This window comes from Flavobacterium cupreum, from assembly GCF_003996965.1.
In the GTDB taxonomy this organism is placed as follows: domain Bacteria; phylum Bacteroidota; class Bacteroidia; order Flavobacteriales; family Flavobacteriaceae; genus Flavobacterium; species Flavobacterium cupreum.
Window position 1 is genome coordinate 268,301 of sequence record NZ_QWDM01000005.1, and the last position, 18,220, is coordinate 286,520.

Consider the following 18,220-nt stretch of genomic DNA (forward strand, 5'->3'; position numbering starts at 1 on the left):
TTCCTTCGGTGTTTCAGGTTTCAAGTTTCAGGTTGACTGTTGGAACTTGTTACCTTTAAGATCCGTTTTTTTTGTTTCAGGTTTAAAGTTTCAGATTTTTTTACTGGAACTTATTTCCTTTGAAATCTTTTTTATTGAGATAGGTGATAAAGTTTTTTATTTTACCACTTAAATTTTCATAATCTGTTTTTAAAACTTCGAATTTTTGTTCTGAAATATATTCAAAATCAAAAACTCTATAAAGCTGAGATCTTGTTTCTCCGGCCGAACCTTTTGCAATTGATAAAAATTGTCGAAATTCTAAATTCCCATCTCTTTCAAAACCTTCGGTAATGTTATCCATTACGGATCCCGAAGAATCTTTTATCTGATTTTTAAATCTGAAATCTAATTTTAAATCTGTGTCGATTGAAATTAGATGAATTTCTTTTGCTAATCGTCGGGCTTCTTTCCAAATTTCTAAATCCTCAAATCGAGTTATTGTTGCCATAATTTCTTTTCTTTGTTTTTAAGTTTAAACTTACAAAATGTAATCTAACTTAAAACTAAAAAAACATGAAACATGAAACAAAAATTTAGTTTTCTGCTTTAATCCAGTCGTATCCTTTTTCTTCCAGTTCGTAAGCCAGTTCTTTTCCGCCTGATTTTACGATTCTTCCGTTGTATAAAACGTGAACGAAATCCGGAACGATATAATCTAACAAACGTTGGTAGTGGGTGATAACGATAATCGCGTTTTTCTCGCTTTTCAATTTGTTCACTCCGTTAGCCACAATTCTTAAGGCATCAATGTCAAGGCCTGAATCGGTTTCGTCAAGGATGGCTAATTTTGGCTCTAACATGGCCATCTGAAAAATTTCGTTTCTTTTTTTCTCACCACCCGAAAAACCTTCGTTTAAAGAACGGGATAAAAATTTACGGTCGATTTCCAATAATTCAGATTTCTCACGAATTACCTTTAGCATTTCATTAGCCGGCATTTCTTCCTGACCGTTTGCTTTGCGGGTTTCGTTGATAGCCGTTTTCATGAAGTTCGTTACACTTACCCCCGGGATTTCTACCGGATATTGAAAAGAAAGGAAAACTCCTTTGTGTGCTCTTTCTTCCGGAGCTAAATCAGAAAGATCTTCCCCGTCAAGAAAAACCTGTCCGTCAGTAACTTCGTAGTTTTCGTTTCCGGCAATTACAGCCGAAAGTGTACTTTTTCCGGAACCGTTAGGTCCCATGATAGCGTGTACTTCGCCAGCTTTTACTTCTATGTTAATTCCTTTAAGGATTTCTTTATCACCAATTGAGGCGTGAAGGTTTTTTATTGATAACATTGTTTTTTTTTATTTTATATAAATGTCAATTCTATTTTTGTTGTCTGGTTCAGGATGTTGGCATTAAAATGCGCGTGTCCTAAATATTCCATGCCTAAATAATCGGCTGATTTTTTGAACGGTATGTAAAAGCTCTCTTCAATTTCGTTATCATGTGAATTCGATATCACAGCAATTTTCTTTCCTCTGAGTTTTCTTCCGGTTTCTTTTTCAATTCGGATTAAATCTGAAATACGATCAAAGAAAACTTTCATAATGCCACTCATATTATACCAGTATATAGGAGTAGCAAAAATCAAAGTATCATACTTTTCGAGTATTCCTCTTATCAAAGGCAAAAAATCATCATCTATGTTTTTGCTTTCATAATCATAATAGGAAATCGTATAATCACTTAAATTAATTACCTCTATTCCATATTCTTTTGAAATTTCGTCCACAATTTTTGTTGTGTTCCCATTTTTCCGGGAGGAACCTAAAATGATTACTTTTCTATTTTCCATTAAAACTTATTCGTAATGTCCTTTCAAAGAAAGAAGATTTAGGATTTCAATTGTATTTTCATCTATGATTTCATAGACCAATCTATGTTCTCTGTCAATTCGTCTTGACCAAACTCCGGTAAGATTATATTTTAAGGCCTCAGGTTTTCCAATTCCATCAAAAGGATGTAACTGAATGTCTTCAATTAATGCACTAATTTTTTTAAGAATATTTTTATTTCCAGATTTGACCCAGAAATCTAAATCTTTCTTAGCTTTAGGAGTAAATATTACCTGCATAAAGCTTGTATTTCCTCCATTGTCATTTTAATGCCTTTCCCTTCCTTTATATCTTTTCGACCCTGTAAAATCTCTTTTACAAATTCTGGATTATATGGTTTTTCTTTCTCTTCAACAATTTCAAAACCAAGAGATTTAGCCAGGGATTGAAAAACTGGAAAATCTTTTTTCTTTACATTTTTTAAGATGATATCCATAATTATTGTTTTTAATTATCCAACAGATCCTTCAAGAGAAATCTCTAATAATTTTTGAGCTTCAACCGCAAATTCCATTGGGAGTTTGTTCAATACATCTTTACTGAAACCATTTACAATCAAGGCAATAGCTTTTTCAGTCGGAATACCTCTCTGGTTGCAATAAAAGACCTGATCTTCTCCAATTTTACTTGTAGTAGCTTCGTGTTCTATTTTAGCCGAAGGATTTTTGCTTTCGATATAAGGAAAGGTATGTGCCCCGCAATTGTTCCCCATTAATAACGAGTCACATTGCGAAAAGTTCCTTGCGTTTTCAGCTCTTGGACTGATCTGCACTAATCCACGGTAACTGTTTTGTGATTTACCGGCAGAGATACCTTTTGAAATAATGGTCGATTTAGTGTTTTTCCCTAAATGGATCATTTTAGTTCCGGTATCTGCTTGTTGGTGGTTATTGGTTACGGCGATAGAATAAAATTCCCCAACCGAATTATCTCCTTTTAATACACAGGAAGGATATTTCCAGGTTACAGCTGAACCTGTTTCAACCTGTGTCCATGAAATTTTAGCGTTTGTTTCGCATAAACCTCTTTTGGTAACGAAGTTGTAAACCCCGCCTTTTCCTTCTTTGTTTCCGGGGAACCAGTTCTGAACGGTAGAATATTTAATTTCAGCATCATCCATAGCGATTAATTCTACTACAGCAGCGTGCAATTGATTTTCATCGCGGCTTGGAGCCGTACAACCTTCCAGGTACGAAACATAACTTCCGGCATCAGCAATAACAAGGGTTCTTTCGAATTGCCCTGTTCCTGCCTGATTGATTCTGAAATAAGTCGAAAGTTCCATCGGGCAACGAACGCCTTTTGGAATATAGCAGAAACTTCCGTCAGAGAAAACCGCTGAGTTTAGGGCGGCATAGAAATTGTCTTTTTGAGGTACAACGCTTCCCAAATATTTACGGACTAATTCAGGATGCTCTTTGATAGCTTCAGAAATCGGACAGAAAATAATTCCTTTTTCTGCCAGTGTTTTTTTGAAAGTAGTAGCCACAGAAACAGAATCGACCACAATATCCATAGCGACATTGTTCATCATTTTTTGTTCATCGACAGAGATCCCTAATTTTTTGTACATCTCTAAAAGTTCCGGATCTACATCATCCAAAGTTTTGGACGGATCTACCTGTTTTGGAGCTGAATAATAAGAAATAGCCTGAAAATCCGGTTTTGTATAATGAACGTTTGCCCATTCCGGTTCGATCATTTCTTTCCAGGCACGAAAAGCCTCGATGCGCCAGTCGGTCATCCATTGAGGTTCTTCTTTTTTCAGAGAAATAGCGCGAACAATATCTTCGTTTAAACCAATAGGGAATGTTTCCGATTCGATATTAGTATAAAATCCGTATTCGTATTCTTTGGTTTCGAGTTCGATTTTTAAATCGTCTTCAGTGTATTTTGACATTTTTTTCTTTTTTAAAACGTTATAAGAAATTAGTTTTCTTAAGCGTTTAAATTTTTGCTTTTATAAATTCTTTTGATTTATAGAGAAAAAGATTCTCCACAACCACAGGTCCTGCTTGCATTTGGGTTATTAAACACAAAACCTTTTCCGTTTAATCCTCCGGAGAATTCAAGAATTGTCCCGGCTAAGTATAGAAATGATTTTTTTTCAACTGCAATTGTTATGTCGTTGTCTACAAATATTTTATCGTCGTCGCCTTTCGTTTTATCAAATTTTAAATCATATGACAAACCAGAGCATCCCCCGCTTTTCACCCCTACGCGTACGTAGTCCTGAGCGGCATCAAAACCATCATCTTTCATCAGGTCGATGATTTTCTTTTTGGCTGTATCAGAAACTTTTATCATTGTGTTTATGGTATTTATCTTTTCTGTTATTTTAAGCTGCATTTAAAATAGTAATGAAATTATTACATTTTAAAGTGCTGTCTTTCAATGTTGAAATGAAATTATCTGCAAAGATACGACTTAAAAACCTTTTTCCATAATGGTTCACATTATTATAACAAATGTTAAAATAGAGAGAAGTTATATAATAATTATACCAGCTGTTTTTTTATGTTCTTTTGTTAAGAGTTTTAAATGCGATTGATTTTTCACGGAAAAACCTGCGAAGGAGCAGTGATTCTGAATGCACAAGGTGAATTTTTGTATAACAAACAGCGATTTTTTCAATTTCTTCAGGAGATCCTGAGGAGCGCTTGTCAATAGGGTAGTTTTTTGCCACGAATTTCACGAATTTTCGCAAATTTTTTTATTTAAAAATTAATTCAATTTTATTTTATAGGGAGGTCTAAATGAATAGTAAAAATCTGGAAAATTGGCTGGCCTGTGCGCTATAACTTGTGTCCTGGCGGACTTTTTTTATTTCTTTTTTTGGCCGCACTAAGAAAGATTGCGTTTTTGAGGGTTAGTTTGTAGTATAAGGAAATCCAATTTCCTAGCTTTGTTTCCGTAATAGAAACTTAAGCTCATGAAACTTTACCCTATAGAATCCGGAAATTTTAAACTGGACGGAGGTGCGATGTTTGGTGTGGTTCCCAAAACCATCTGGAACAAAACCAATCCCGCCGATAACAACAATCTGATTGATATTGCGGCACGCTGTCTGCTCATTGAAGATGGAAATCGCCTCATTTTGATTGATACCGGAATGGGAGACAAACAATCAGAAAAGTTTTTTGGGTATTATTCGCTTTGGGGATCGCACTCGATAGACAAATCACTGGCGAAATATGGCTTTCAGAGAAATGATATTACCGATGTTTTTATGACACACCTTCATTTTGATCATTGTGGAGGAAGTGTGCAATGGAATGCTGGCAAAACAGGTTATGAACCCGCTTTCAAAAACGCCACATACTGGACTAACGAAAATCACTGGGAATGGGCAACCAAACCAAACGCGCGGGAAAAAGCATCCTTTTTAACCGAGAATATTCTACCGATGCAGGAAAGCGGCCAGCTGAATTTTATTCAAAGGCCCAATAATGATTATGGTTTTTCAGAAGAGTTGGGTTTTGAAATTTTCTACGTTGACGGCCATACCGAAAAACAGATGATTCCGCATATTAAGTATCAGGACAAAACCATTGTATTTTGTGCCGATTTACTGGCTACTGCCGGACACATTCCGCTGCCTTATGTGATGGGATATGATACGAGACCTTTGTTGACAATGCCGGAGAAATCAAAATTCCTAAATGCAGCTGCAGACCATAATTATTATTTGTTTCTGGAACATGATGCACACAACCAGATTATAACAGTAGAACATACCGAAAAAGGAGTTCGCTTAAAAGAGGTTTTTACTTGCGAAGAAATTTTGTAAAGAAATTTAAAACATAAAAAAGTCCCATTTTCATCGTTTTGAAAATGGGACTTTTTGTTTAAGGTGATATTATTTATTCCACAATAATCTTCTTCGCTGAAGAAGCATCCTGATTGATTAGGTATACATAATAAATTCCTTTTGGAAGTCCCGATAAGTTGATTGTATTACTACTATTAGCGGTGTCCAAAGTGAATGATTTTACCAGTTGTCCCAATGAATTGTACACGGTTGCTTTTTCTAAGGAAACATTGTCAATAGTTACCTCACCTTTTGTTGGGTTAGGATATACTACTGCATGATTGAACACAGAATCTGAAAGGCCTAATGAACAGCTGTCAGAATAGGAAGCAGCAGCATCTTTAAAGAATACACCGCTTGTGCTTGCAAATGAAGGGTTATCTACTGTAATACACTTCAAAGCAGTATTGCTAAACATGAATGCCGTGGTGAAATTAGTATTATTGCCGTTTTTAAGATTTAATGTCCCTAATGCATTTTCCGAAGCATTGATGTACACTAAACTGGTGTTTTTAGAAATATCTAAACTCTTAATTTTGTTTTTGTTGGCCTGTAAAGTAGTAAGGTTTTTATTCGCAGCTACATCAAGAGCGGTCAAAAGATTTCCATGACAATACAACTCAATAAGGTTTAAATTTTTTGACAGGTTTAATGAAGTCAGGTCATTAAACTGACAGTTTAAGAACTCAAGGGAGGCAAAACCTTCAATTCCTGTTAAATCTGCAATTTCGTTCAACTCTACATTTAAATCTTTTACAACAGCGATCGATGAGGTAAGCACTTTTCCGTTTTTACCGTCGATATCAATTTTCAAATCAATAAGTGCCTGTTCAAAATTAGCATCCGGAATTAAGGTAAAACTGCTGCAATCTACAGCAAAGAAAGAAGTTTTGTCCAGTTTTCCATTCCAGTTGTCGTTAGAGTACGCTACGTCATCAACCTGAATACAGCTCAAAGAAGGGTTTTTTGTAAAGTTCACGCTAAACCAGTCCAGTTTTGTATTCTGACCATTTTTCAAATTCAAAGAACTTAAATTATTATTTGAAAAATTAATATATACTAAATTTGGATTTTTTGAAATATCCAAAGTTGTTAAAGCATTATAATCAACTCTTAATTCTGTCAACAACGGATTGTTTGCAGGATTGTAAGAGGCTACATTATTTGTGCTGAAATTTAAAATCGTTAAAGATGCGAAATCCTGGATTCCGGTAAGATTTGCAATAGCGCTGGATGAAATATCTAATGTTCCAACAGAAGCAATACTTGCTGTTTTCACTTTACCGTTTTTACCATCGGTGTCAATCCCTAAGTTTATTAGTTTTTGTTCGAAATTAGCATCCGGAATTAGGGTATATGCTGTACAGTCTACATTGAAAGAAGCCGCTACATCTTTTCCGGCACTCCATTTTGCGATAGCATAAGAAGTGTCATCCACCAAAATACAGGTTAACTTTGGATTTTTAAGCATAAACACGCTTGTAAAAGCAGTATTATTTCCATTTTGAAGATTTAAATAGTTCAAATCATTTTCCGAAGCATTTAAACTCACTAACTTTTTGTTTTTGGATAAGTCTAAACTTTTTATTTTGTTTTTGTTTACCTGCAAAGTGGTTAGGTTGCTGTTTACAGCAACATCAAGAACAGTTAAAAGATTTTCATGACAATACAGTTCAGTTAAGTTTAAATTCTTTGATAAATTTAGTGACGTTAAATTGTTGTACTGACAGTTTAAAAATTCCAGTGAGGTAAAATCCTCAATTCCCGTTAAATCTGCAATTTCGCTAAACTGAACGTTCAAATCCTTAACAACAGCGATCGATGCTGTTAATACTTTTCCGTTTTTACCATCCTTATCAATTCCTAAATCAATTAATTTTTGCTCAAATTTAGGGTCTGGGATAAGTGTATAAGCTGTACAATCAAGGTTGTATTTTGCGGTTACATCTTTAATGTTGGCCCAATTCGCATCAGAATAAGTAACATCGTCAACCTGAATGCATTTTAAACCAGTATTAATTCTAAAGTCGGTGTCCGTTAAAGTCAGATTAGTATTAAAACTGTTTTTCAGGTTTAAAGAAGTCAGAAGATTATTTCTAAGATTTAATTTTACCAGCTTATCATTTGTGGAAATGTCGAAAGTTGCGAGTTGATTATTTTTAGCATCAATCGTTGTTAGTTCCGGATTTTTTGAAACATTCAGAACCGTTAATTTATTAGAATCGACCATAATCTCCTTAAGAGAAGTATTCGCAGAAAGATCTAAAGCTGTCAGTTGATTTTTCCCACAATACAAATTAACTAATTGTGTATTAGCTGAAACATCTAAAGTTGTTAACGCATTATTTTTGATGTCTAACTTTTTTAGTGCTGTTAAAGCCGAGACATCTATAGTAGTTAATTTTCCGTAAGAACAGGTTAATGTTGTTAAAGCGGTATTTTTACTAACATTCAGACTCGTTAATAAATTGCTGGGTGCGTACAACTCTTCTAATTTAGTATTATGAGATAAGTCAAGACTGGCGATAGAGTTCGAATTACAATTAAGGTACGTTAGGGATTTAAAATCCTGAATACCGGTTAAATCTGCAATAGAGCTCCATGAAACATCTAAACTAGTTACATTTTCAATACGTGATGTTTTTATTTTACCATCCGGAGTACCAAAATCAATTTTTAGTGAGATTAATTCTTTCTCAAAATTAAGATCCGGAATTAAAGTGTAAGCAATTGCATTACAATCTAAATTAAAGCTTGCCTGAGATGGTTTGTATGCTGACCAGTTTGTAGTGGCATAATCAACATCATCTACCTGAATACAATCTAAACTGGAATTGGCGCTTAAATTGAAAGATTCTAATTTTAAGTTATTTCCGTTTTGTAAGTTAACGCTTCTTAAAGCATTACCATTATTACTTCTAAATCTTGTAAGCGCCGTGTTTTTAGATAAATCCAATTCTGTTAAGACAGGGCTGTTAATACTTATATCATTAAGAAGTACATTATGCGATAAATCTATTGAAGTAAGACCTGTGTTGTCACTGTCTATATGGTTTAAAAGTGGATTTTGAGAAATATCTATAGAAGTTAACTGCGAACTTTGATCAATAGACAAAAAAGTCAGTAAGGGATTTTGAGTAACATCAACTGATTTTAAGGTTTTCTGACCGCAGCTTAAAGAGCTTAATTTTGCGTTTGATCTAACATCAAAAGTTTCTATAAGATTGTCAGAACAGACGAAAGTCTTTAGTGCAGTAACACTAGAAACATCAATAGTTGTTAACTTATTTCTCTGACACCAGAATTCCCAAATTAAAGGGTTGTTCGAAACATTTAAAGAGGTTAATAAATTGTCAATGACAATTATGGACTCTAATAATGGATTTGATGATAAATCCAGGCTAGTTACTTTAGTACTGCTGCATCTTAAATATCTCAAAAATGAATTATGGCTTAGATCTAATGTTGTAAGGGCATTTTTATCACAATCTAAACCTTTCAAAGCAGTATTTTGAGAAATATCTAAGGTTGTTAATCCTGTTGATGTAACGTATAAGTTTTCTAAAGTACTATTATTTGTTACATTTATATTTTGCAGGTTATTCTGTTCAACACTTAATGTGATCAAAGAAGGAAGGAAAGAAACATCTAAACCGGTTAATTTGTTTTTACTCAGTCCAATCAGTGTTAAAGACATGTTTTTAGAAAAATCAATAGATGTTAATTGATTACTTCCGGCACTTATTTCATTCAAAGCCGTATTATTTGAAATATCCAGGCTGGTTAATTGATTGGAATAGATATACAGAAAAATTAAATTAACATTTTTGGTAAGATTAATGCTTGTAAGTGCATTTCCGCTGCAATCTAACTTCGTTAACGAAGTAAAATCCTGGATACCGGTTAAATCTGCAATTGAATTTCTGGAAACGTCAAGAGATGTCACGTCAGAAACTTTTGAGGTTAAAACCTGTCCGTCGACAGTACCGGAATCAATACCTAGAGCGATTAATTTTTTTTCAAAATTGGCATCGGGAATTGCCGTGTATTGCGCATAAATAGAAAAATTGGCTAATAATAGCAACAAAAGTAGTTTTGTTTTCATAGAGTGTCATTTTGTTTTGATGGCATAAATGTTATAAATAATAATATAGGGCTTCGATGTGTTGAAAGCACAAGATTAATGCAAGCTAAAAAGCCCATTTTCAAGTAAATGAAAATGGGTTTTTAGTGTAAGGCTGTAATTACTCAAGAATTATTTTCTTAGCAGAAGCTGCATCCTGATTGATTAAGTAGATGTAGTAAATTCCTTTTGGAAGACCCGCTAAACTAACCGTATTATCGGTATTAGAAGCATCCAGCCGGATTGTTTTTACCAATTGTCCTGATGTGTTGTAAACCGTTGCTTTTTCTATAGCAATATTGCTAATCGTAACCTCACCTTTCGTTGGGTTTGGGTAAACTATTGCTTTATCGAAAACAGAATCCGCAAGACCTAATTTAGGGCAGCTAACAGCATAAGTAGCAGTAACATCCTTTATACCCGTCCATTTTGAATTGGAATAAGCAACATCATCCACTTCAATACAGGTTAAATTTGGATTGTTTCTAAAATTAGTGAAGCCAAGTTGTATTTTTGTATTATTTCCGTTTTTCAGATTCAAATAGGTTAACTGATTGTTTTCACAGGCCAGTTCCGTTATTTTTGGATTTTTAGAAATATCAACACTGGTAAGCTTGTTGTCTAAACAATCGAACATATAGATATCCGGATTTTTAGATACATCAATAGCAGTAAGTTTATTGTCATTACACATAAAGCCCTGAAGCAATGTGTTTTGTGAGACGTCCAGAGTAGTAAGCTGATTGGTGTAGCAATAAAAATCCAGTAAAAGAATGTTTTTGGAAACATTTAAACTCGTTAAAAGGTTGTTTCCGCAATTTAGGGAAGTCAGCTTTGTATTGTTTTGAATATCTAAAGAGGTTAATTTATTTCCCCGGCAATCCAAATCGTCTAATTCCGTATTTTTCGATACATTCAATGTCGTTAGCTGATTAAGCATAGCCGTTACTCTTTTTAAGGAAGTATTCTCAGATAAATCAATATCAGTTAAACTATTTCTTTGAAAATCTAAGCTTGTCAACAAAACATTTTTTGTAACATCTAAGGTGGTCAGTTCATTTCGGCCGATATTCAAATATATTAAATCTGAATTTTGTGATAGATTTATATTTTTTAGCTTGTTTTTAGAACAATCCAGATCAGTAAGTGCAGTAAAAGCTTCAATTCCTGTTAAGTCACTGATCGAGCTGTCGGATACATCCAGAAAAGTTAGTCCGGAAATACTTGAGGTTAAAACTTTTCCGTCTGCAGCCCCGGAATCAATATCTAATGCAATCAATTTATTTTCAAAGTTGATATCCGGGATTGAAGTATATTCTTCAACCTGGTCGCTGTATATTTGAACATCGTCAATTAAAACATCAAAAGGCTCGTCGTCAAAACTAAAAGTAGAAAACGACAAATTAAAAGTAAGATCACTGGTTGGCGTGAAATCAGTTTCCTTTTGAGTCCATGCATTATTTGAAGCAAAAGCACTGCTGGAGATGCTGCTGCCAGTTTCATCATTGTACAGTTTTAATGCTATAGGATGACTGCCGCCAAAATTACTATTAAGGTATTTGTACTTAAACTTTATCGTATAAGTTACACCGCTTTTTAGCGGAACCTGAGCAATAATCTTAGGGGATAAACCAGCCGTTAATGATAATTTAGCACTATATTGCCCTGTTGCAGCATCACTGCTTGGGGCTATAACATTGGTAGTCGCCCAACTTTGGGGAGTAGTACCGGTCCAGTTATCAAAACCACCATTAGGGACTAAATTGGTTTGGGCAAAAACAGAAAGATTAGCTAATAAAAGCAATAAGAGTAGTTTTGTTTTCATAGATTGAATTAAAGGATTTTGGAAGTGCAAGTATACAAATTACAATTGTAGTTTTATTACGGGAACCCGTATTAATTTATAATATATTTTTTTGAAAAATAACACCAAAAGGGCAAAAAAATAACGTTCTGTTAAATTGCTGATACCTAAAAAATCATAACGCAGTGTTAATGGTTAGTTTTTTGTAACAAAAAAGCATAATTTAGTCGCAACTTTTAACTTTATACATTAAAAACAGATTACATGAGTCCTATAAAACTAAATACTTTATCTGCTTTTGCATTGCTTGTTTTAGCAGGTGGAGGCGCAACTTTGCAAGCACAAACTTCAGCTCCTAAAGAAGCAATTACTGTCCCTTTGGCGATTGTAAAAAAAGCCCCGGTCACCGAAAACGATTTAAAAAGATGGAGTCATCTGGATCTTGTAAAAGATACAATTCCCGGAATGAGCGTTGATAAAGCCTATGCCGAATTACTTCAGGGAAAAAAGGGTAACAAAGTAATTGTGGGTATTGTAGATTCCGGTGTAGATATTGAACACGAAGATTTGAAAGGAATGATCTGGACCAACGCAAAAGAAATTGCGGGTAACGGAATCGACGATGATAAAAACGGGTTTATCGATGATGTTCACGGGTGGAATTTTCTTGGAGATGCCGTTCATGAAAACCTTGAAATGACGCGTCTCGTTAAAAAAGGAGACAACGGATCTGCTGAATACAAAAATGCCCTGGCACAGTACAACGAAAAATACGAAAAGGCTTTACAAGACAAACAGGAAGTTGATTTTTTACTGGATGTGCATAATACGATTAAAAAAGAGTTAAATAAAACGAGTTACAAACTCGAGGATTTAGCTGCAGTTACTTCAACAGATCCAAAAGTCGTGCAAAGTAAAAAAATCATGACGCAGATTTTTACTAATGCAGGGCCAACTTTTGATCCGGAAGCTGAACTGAAGGACTATAGTGAACAGGTTTACGATCAGTTAAACTACAACTTAAACAAAGAATACGACGGAAGAAAAATCGTAGGAGATAATCCCGATGATATCAAAAACAACCATTATGGGAATAATATTGTTTTTGGTCCGGACAAAGAAAAAGCACTTCACGGTACTCACGTTGCCGGAATTATTGCACAAATCCGCCAAAATGATTTAGGTGGGGACGGTATCACGAACAATGTTGAAATCCTTACCGTAAGAGCTGTTCCTGATGGAGATGAATACGATAAAGATATTGCGTTGGCAATTCGTTATGCAGTGGACAACGGTGCCAAAGTAATCAACGGAAGTTTCGGAAAAAGCTTTTCCCCACACAAACAATGGGTGTATGAGGCAATAAAATATGCGGCCAAAAAAGATGTTTTAATTGTGCATGCTGCAGGTAACGACGGCTCTAACATTGATGAGACAAAGAATATCAATTTTCCTAATGATGCGGAAGATAACATCAAAGAATTTGCGGATAACGTGCTTACAATCGGGGCTATAAATAAAGCTTATGGCGAAAATGTAGTAGCCGGATTCTCAAACTTTGGAAAGGTAAACGTTGATGTTTTTGCGCCGGGAGAAGAAATCTATGCCACAGTACCAAATAACAAATACAAATATCTACAGGGAACTTCAATGGCTTCGCCTAATGCAGCCGGAGTTGCAGCCCTTATCCGTTCTTATTATCCGAAACTGAAAGCTTCGCAGGTAAAACACATCCTGATGGACTCAGGTGTTTTGCTTCCTGCAAAGGTCGTTTTGGGTGAAAATCCAAATCCAAATGAAAAAACGGCACCCGTTTCTTCTTCGGAATCGTCTAAGACGGGTAAAATGGTAAACGCTTATAACGCTTTATTGATGGCTGAAAAAATGTCAAAAAAATAGAAAAATAAATTACTAATCCGATGGAAGAGTGAACGCTCTTCCATTTTTTTATTTAAATGAAGATGCAAAAAATTATTCTACTTTCTTTTCTGAGTTTTGGTTTAAACGCTGCTTTTGCCCAAAACACTCCATACTGGCAGCAACATGCCGACTATAAAATGGAGGTTTCGATGGATGTGAAAAACTATCAGTATAAGGGAAAACAGGAATTGGTGTACACCAACAATTCTGCTGATACATTAAAAAAAGTATTTTATCATTTATATTCAAATGCTTTTCAGCCGGGAAGTGAGATGGATGCACGTTTGCACACTATAAAAGATCCGGACGGAAGAATGGTGACTAAAGTAAAAGGGGCCGATGGTAAAGAAACAAAGCAAAGCCGAATTGAAACTTTAAAACCAAATGAGACAGGGTTCTTAAAAATCAGCAATTTCAAACAAGATGGTACAACCGCGCAGACAAGAACTTCAGGAACCATTCTGGAGGTCACTTTGGCCAAACCAATTTTGCCAAATTCAAAAACGACTTTTACGTTAGATTTTGACGGACAGGTGCCGGTTCAGATTCGTCGTTCCGGAAGAAATAATTCAGAAGGAATAGAATTATCCATGTCACAATGGTATCCTAAATTAGCCGAATTTGATTTCGAGGGATGGCACGCCGATCCCTATATTGCCCGTGAATTTCATGGCGTTTGGGGAAATTTCGATGTGAAAATTACAATCGACGCAGCTTATACAATTGGCGGTTCCGGATATTTACAGGATAAAAACGAAATTGGTCACGGGTATCAGGATGCAGGCGTAACGGTAGCATATCCTAAAAAAACAAAGACTCTGACATGGCATTTTATTGCACCAAACGTTCACGATTTTACCTGGGCAGCAGACAAAGAATATGCACATGATATTGTAAAAGGACCAAACGATGTCGATTTGCATTTCTTTTATAAAAACACGCCGAAAGTAGCCGAAAACTGGAAAAAACTGGAGCCATTGATGGTGAAAGTAATGGATTATTACAATCATAAAGTCGGAGCATATCCGTACAAACAATATTCTTTTATTCAGGGTGGAGATGGCGGAATGGAATATGCCATGTGTACATTGATGTTAGGAAACGGAACTCTTGAAGGAATTTTAGGAACTGCTACGCACGAACTTGGGCATTCCTGGTTCCAGCATATCCTGGCCTCAAACGAATCAAAACACCCGTGGATGGATGAAGGTTTTACCACGTATATCGAAGACAGCGCTTTGAATGAACTGGCGGGAGATAAAAAAGTAGCCAATCTGTTTAAAGGAAACTATAATGCCTATTACAGCCTGGTTTCATCAGGAAAAGAGCAGCCACAAACCACGCATGGTGACCGTTATGATGAAAACAGACCTTATAGTATCTCTTCTTATGTAAAGGGAAGTATTTTCCTTTCGCAGTTAGTATATGTAATTGGGCAGGAGAATCTGGACGCGACTTTAAAAAGATATTACAGCGATTTTAAATTCAAACATCCTTCTCCAAATGACATTAAAAGAACAGCTGAAAGAGTTTCCGGTGCAGAATTGGACTGGTATTTAATTGACTGGACGCAGACAGGCAATACGATTGATTACGGAATTAAAGATGTTGCTGATACTGCAGGTAAAACAACCGTAACTTTAGAAAGAATCGGAAGAATGCCAATGCCGATTGACTTGACAGTTGAATATACGGATGGGACTTCAGAAAGTTTTTATATTCCGTTGAGAATGATGAATTTCATCAAGCTAAATCCAAATCCAAACGTAAAAAGAACCGTTTTGGACGACTGGGCCTGGGCGCAATCCAACTATAGTTTTTCAATAGAAAAAAATAAAACAGCCATCAAAAAAATCACTATTGACCCAAGCGGATTAATGGCTGATGTGAAAGCTGCCAATAATGTTTATGAAGTGAAATAATACACACCTGCCTAATAAAGCAAAAGCCCTTAAAGTGATTTAAGGGCTTTTCTTTTTTCCAAATTTATCCGGATTGCTTATATAGTTTTTACTTCCGGAGTAACAGCCGTTTCTGTCTTCTTAAACGGAAATACTTTTCGGTAACTGGCAGATCTCCATAACCATTCGATTGGGCCGTAATTGTATCTGGACAGCCACCATTTGCTTATGAACAGCTGGACAATAAAAATAAAAATCGCTAAGGAAAAGTAAAACCAGTAGGGCATTGAATCTCCAATTCCCAAACCGATTCCCGAAAAGATAAAAGCTGCTAAAATATTTTGAACGATATAATTGGTCAATGTCATTTTTCCGCCTGCACTAAAATAACTGAAAATGGTTTTGAGCTTTCCATTGGTATACAACAGGGAAATTCCTGTAGCTATAAAAATCATAGTACTAAGAACCAGCCAGTAAAGCGGGTGAAAGATTTTGAAAACAGCAACTTCCTTATAGAAAATAATCAGGTTAAAGCATACGCCAATAATTACAGCGATGGCCAAACTGATCCAGAGTATACGGATTAACAGCTTTTTCAGTTCGTGTAAACGATTAAAAAAGTTTATCTTCTGAAGTAAAAAGCCAAAAAGCATACAGGCAAACATGACAATATGTGCTGTAATAGCATAGCCCGGAATAATGATTTGTTCGTAAAATGAAGCAAGCAGATTAAATTTAAAAAAGTCCAGCAAGTTTCCGGAATGGAACAGTTTTAAATATTCAGGATTTGTTGCAATTTCGGGGTGTTCGACCTTATAGCCATTGACATAAGCCATGACAAAAGGAATGGTAAGAACCAGAACACCGGAAATTATGGCTAATGTTTTTGCAGAACATCTGTAAAACAAAAGCATGACAAGTCCCAGAAAGGCATAATCTTTTAAGATATCGCCAAGCCAGAAAGACGAATTAATAAAAGCCAGTACAAAAAGTAAAATCATTCTCCACGCAAAAAAAGTGACCGGGTTTTTGCCTTTACTGGCAACATTATCAATTAAAATGGCAAAACCGTAGCCAAATAACAGTGTCAGTAAAGTCCAGGATTTTGCTGCAAAAAAATAGCGGTTAAACGTCATCAGTACTTCAGATAAAATACTGTGATTGAATTTGCGAGGGACGCCGATAAAGAGAAAGTCAGAATAATTTCCGATGGCAACGCCTAAGAGGGCCCAGCCTCTGAGAATATCGACAATAGCAGTTCTTTTACTTTGTTCGACGGGATAATAAGAATTTGTCATTTGATTAACATTTTTTGTTGCGATTTGACTGATGATTTTAGATAAATTTTAAATTATTCAAACGCAGCCAAAAGTAAGAAAATTATATAGTCATATGTTTTTATCAGAAAATATATTTCACCAAACAAAAAAAGCGGATTATTTTAAAAGAACTTCTCTTAAAATAATCCGCTTCAAACAGTCAGGTTTTTTAAATTACCCTAAATGTTCCAGCATATCTTTAGTCATCGATTCCAGATCAAAAGTATGTTGCCATCCCCAGTCTTTTCTCGCTTCAGCATCATCGATACTGGCAGGCCAGCTGTCTGCAATTTTCTGACGGAAATCCGGATTGTACGTAATTTCAAATTCGGGAATATGTTTTTTAATCTCCGCAGCAATTTGAGTTGGAGTAAAACTCATGGCAGCCAGATTGTAGGAGGAGTGTATTTTAATATCTTCCGCCGGAGCCTTCATGATATTGATAGTCGCTTCAATAGCATCATCCATATACATCATTGGCATTTTGGTTTCAGATGATAAAAAGCATTCGTATTTTTTGTCGGCAATCGCTTTATAAAAAATATCAACAGCATAATCCGTAGTTCCGCCGCCCGGAGGAGTAGACCAGCTGATTAAACCCGGATAACGGATGCTTCGAACATCAACACCATAAATGTTATGGTAATATTCGCACCATCTTTCTCCTGCCTGCTTACTAATTCCGTAAACAGTAGAAGGCTCCATTATGGTATATTGCGGCGTATTTTCTTTTGGAGTTGTCGGGCCAAAAACGGCAATACTGGATGGCCAGAAAATTTTTTGGATTTTCTTCGCTTTCGCCAGATTCAGAACATGAAATAATGAGTTCATATTCAGGTCCCAGGCAAATGCCGGATTCTTTTCGGCCGTAGCAGACAAAAGTGCCGCCATTAAATAAATATCCGTAATCTTATGTACTTCAACAAGATGTTCAATTTGATTGAAATCTAAAGCATTGACCACTTCAAAAGGTCCGGAATTAACAACGTCTGTGTTTAATTTTCGGATATCAGAAGCGATAACATTTTCCGTTCCGTATAATTTGCGAAGCTTTTGGGTCAGTTCAGTCCCAATCTGACCGCATGCCCCAATGATCAATATTTTTGGATTCATTTGTTTCGATTTAGTATTGCAAATATAACGTTTTCGCAAATAATTTTACTTTTCCGGAGGTCAAATTATAAATTTAACAATGATAAAGATGCTTTTTTGGATTATTCTTCGTTGAGGCTTTTAATTGTTTAACCGCAAAGCACGCAAAGATTTTTATCTTGCAGTACGTTTAAAAAACGCAAAGTTCGCAAAGCTAGATGTTGAACCAGCTTTGCGAACTTTGCGTTTTATAAGACGGCTTAATTTAAAAATCTTTGCGTGCTTTGCGGTTAAATTTTCCGCACACAGAGGAATAATCTGTTTAATCTGTGATCCCGATAGCTATCGGGAGTGGCAAAAAAAGCAACCATGATTTATAGAATCT

Annotated in this window: 14 protein-coding genes; 3 read left to right on the forward strand and 11 right to left on the reverse strand. The window is 35.5% G+C overall.

Features of this window, described 5'->3' with window-relative positions:
• Window positions 1-100: 100 nt before the first annotated feature.
• From D0817_RS09740 to D0817_RS09770, 7 genes are all read right to left on the reverse strand, one after another.
• On the reverse strand, window positions 101-490 hold the full coding sequence (locus D0817_RS09740) for a four helix bundle protein (protein WP_127338205.1): 390 nt from the start codon (window positions 488-490) through the stop codon (window positions 101-103).
• Window positions 491-575: 85 nt separating this feature from the next.
• Window positions 576-1,322, reverse strand: coding sequence for a Fe-S cluster assembly ATPase SufC (gene sufC, locus D0817_RS09745; RefSeq protein ID WP_127338206.1), 747 nt, complete (start codon window positions 1,320-1,322; stop codon window positions 576-578).
• Window positions 1,323-1,336: 14 nt separating this feature from the next.
• Window positions 1,337-1,825 carry a flavodoxin family protein gene (locus D0817_RS09750; protein ID WP_127338207.1) on the reverse strand — a complete coding sequence of 163 codons (489 nt, stop codon included), beginning with the start codon at window positions 1,823-1,825 and terminating at the stop codon, window positions 1,337-1,339.
• 6 nt (window positions 1,826-1,831) lie between these two features.
• Complete coding sequence (locus D0817_RS09755; protein ID WP_127338208.1) at window positions 1,832-2,104, reverse strand: Txe/YoeB family addiction module toxin; 273 nt, start codon at window positions 2,102-2,104, stop codon at window positions 1,832-1,834.
• The gene (locus D0817_RS09760; RefSeq protein ID WP_127338209.1) at window positions 2,095-2,301 is read right to left on the reverse strand and encodes a DUF2683 family protein; all 207 of its coding nucleotides are present in this window, start codon (window positions 2,299-2,301) and stop codon (window positions 2,095-2,097) included. Before D0817_RS09760 ends, D0817_RS09755 begins: the two co-directional genes overlap by 10 nt.
• 15 nt (window positions 2,302-2,316) lie before the next feature.
• Entirely contained in the window at window positions 2,317-3,765 is a 1,449-nt protein-coding gene (gene sufB / locus D0817_RS09765) for a Fe-S cluster assembly protein SufB (RefSeq protein ID WP_127338210.1), read from the reverse strand.
• Window positions 3,766-3,842: 77 nt separating this feature from the next.
• Window positions 3,843-4,172 (reverse strand): HesB/IscA family protein, encoded by a 330-nt coding sequence (locus D0817_RS09770; RefSeq protein WP_059114664.1) that lies wholly within the window; start codon window positions 4,170-4,172, stop codon window positions 3,843-3,845.
• A 625-nt stretch (window positions 4,173-4,797) separates the two neighbouring features.
• On the opposite strand from D0817_RS09770, the gene D0817_RS09775 reads away from it, so the two are divergent.
• Window positions 4,798-5,655 carry an MBL fold metallo-hydrolase gene (locus tag D0817_RS09775; protein ID WP_127338211.1) on the forward strand — a complete coding sequence of 286 codons (858 nt, stop codon included), beginning with the start codon at window positions 4,798-4,800 and terminating at the stop codon, window positions 5,653-5,655.
• Window positions 5,656-5,728: 73 nt separating this feature from the next.
• Here D0817_RS09775 and D0817_RS09780 read toward each other — a convergent pair whose 3' ends face one another.
• Window positions 5,729-9,781 carry a T9SS type A sorting domain-containing protein gene (locus tag D0817_RS09780; RefSeq protein ID WP_127338212.1) on the reverse strand — a complete coding sequence of 1,351 codons (4,053 nt, stop codon included), beginning with the start codon at window positions 9,779-9,781 and terminating at the stop codon, window positions 5,729-5,731.
• A 139-nt stretch (window positions 9,782-9,920) separates the two neighbouring features.
• Entirely contained in the window at window positions 9,921-11,624 is a 1,704-nt protein-coding gene (locus D0817_RS09785) for a T9SS type A sorting domain-containing protein (RefSeq protein WP_127338213.1), read from the reverse strand.
• A gap of 243 nt (window positions 11,625-11,867) precedes the next feature.
• On the opposite strand from D0817_RS09785, the gene D0817_RS09790 reads away from it, so the two are divergent.
• Window positions 11,868-13,502, forward strand: a complete 1,635-nt coding sequence (locus D0817_RS09790; RefSeq protein WP_127338214.1) for a S8 family peptidase — start codon at window positions 11,868-11,870, stop codon at window positions 13,500-13,502.
• A gap of 62 nt (window positions 13,503-13,564) precedes the next feature.
• The gene (locus D0817_RS09795) at window positions 13,565-15,445 is read left to right on the forward strand and encodes a M1 family metallopeptidase (RefSeq protein ID WP_127338215.1); all 1,881 of its coding nucleotides are present in this window, start codon (window positions 13,565-13,567) and stop codon (window positions 15,443-15,445) included.
• A 77-nt stretch (window positions 15,446-15,522) separates the two neighbouring features.
• On the opposite strand, the gene D0817_RS09800 is transcribed toward D0817_RS09795, so the two are convergent.
• On the reverse strand, window positions 15,523-16,722 hold the full coding sequence (locus tag D0817_RS09800; protein ID WP_127338216.1) for a DUF418 domain-containing protein: 1,200 nt from the start codon (window positions 16,720-16,722) through the stop codon (window positions 15,523-15,525).
• 195 nt (window positions 16,723-16,917) lie between these two features.
• A complete protein-coding gene (locus D0817_RS09805; RefSeq protein WP_127338217.1) occupies window positions 16,918-17,856 on the reverse strand; it encodes an L-threonine 3-dehydrogenase in 939 nt (312 codons plus the stop codon).
• Window positions 17,857-18,220: the final 364 nt, after the last annotated feature.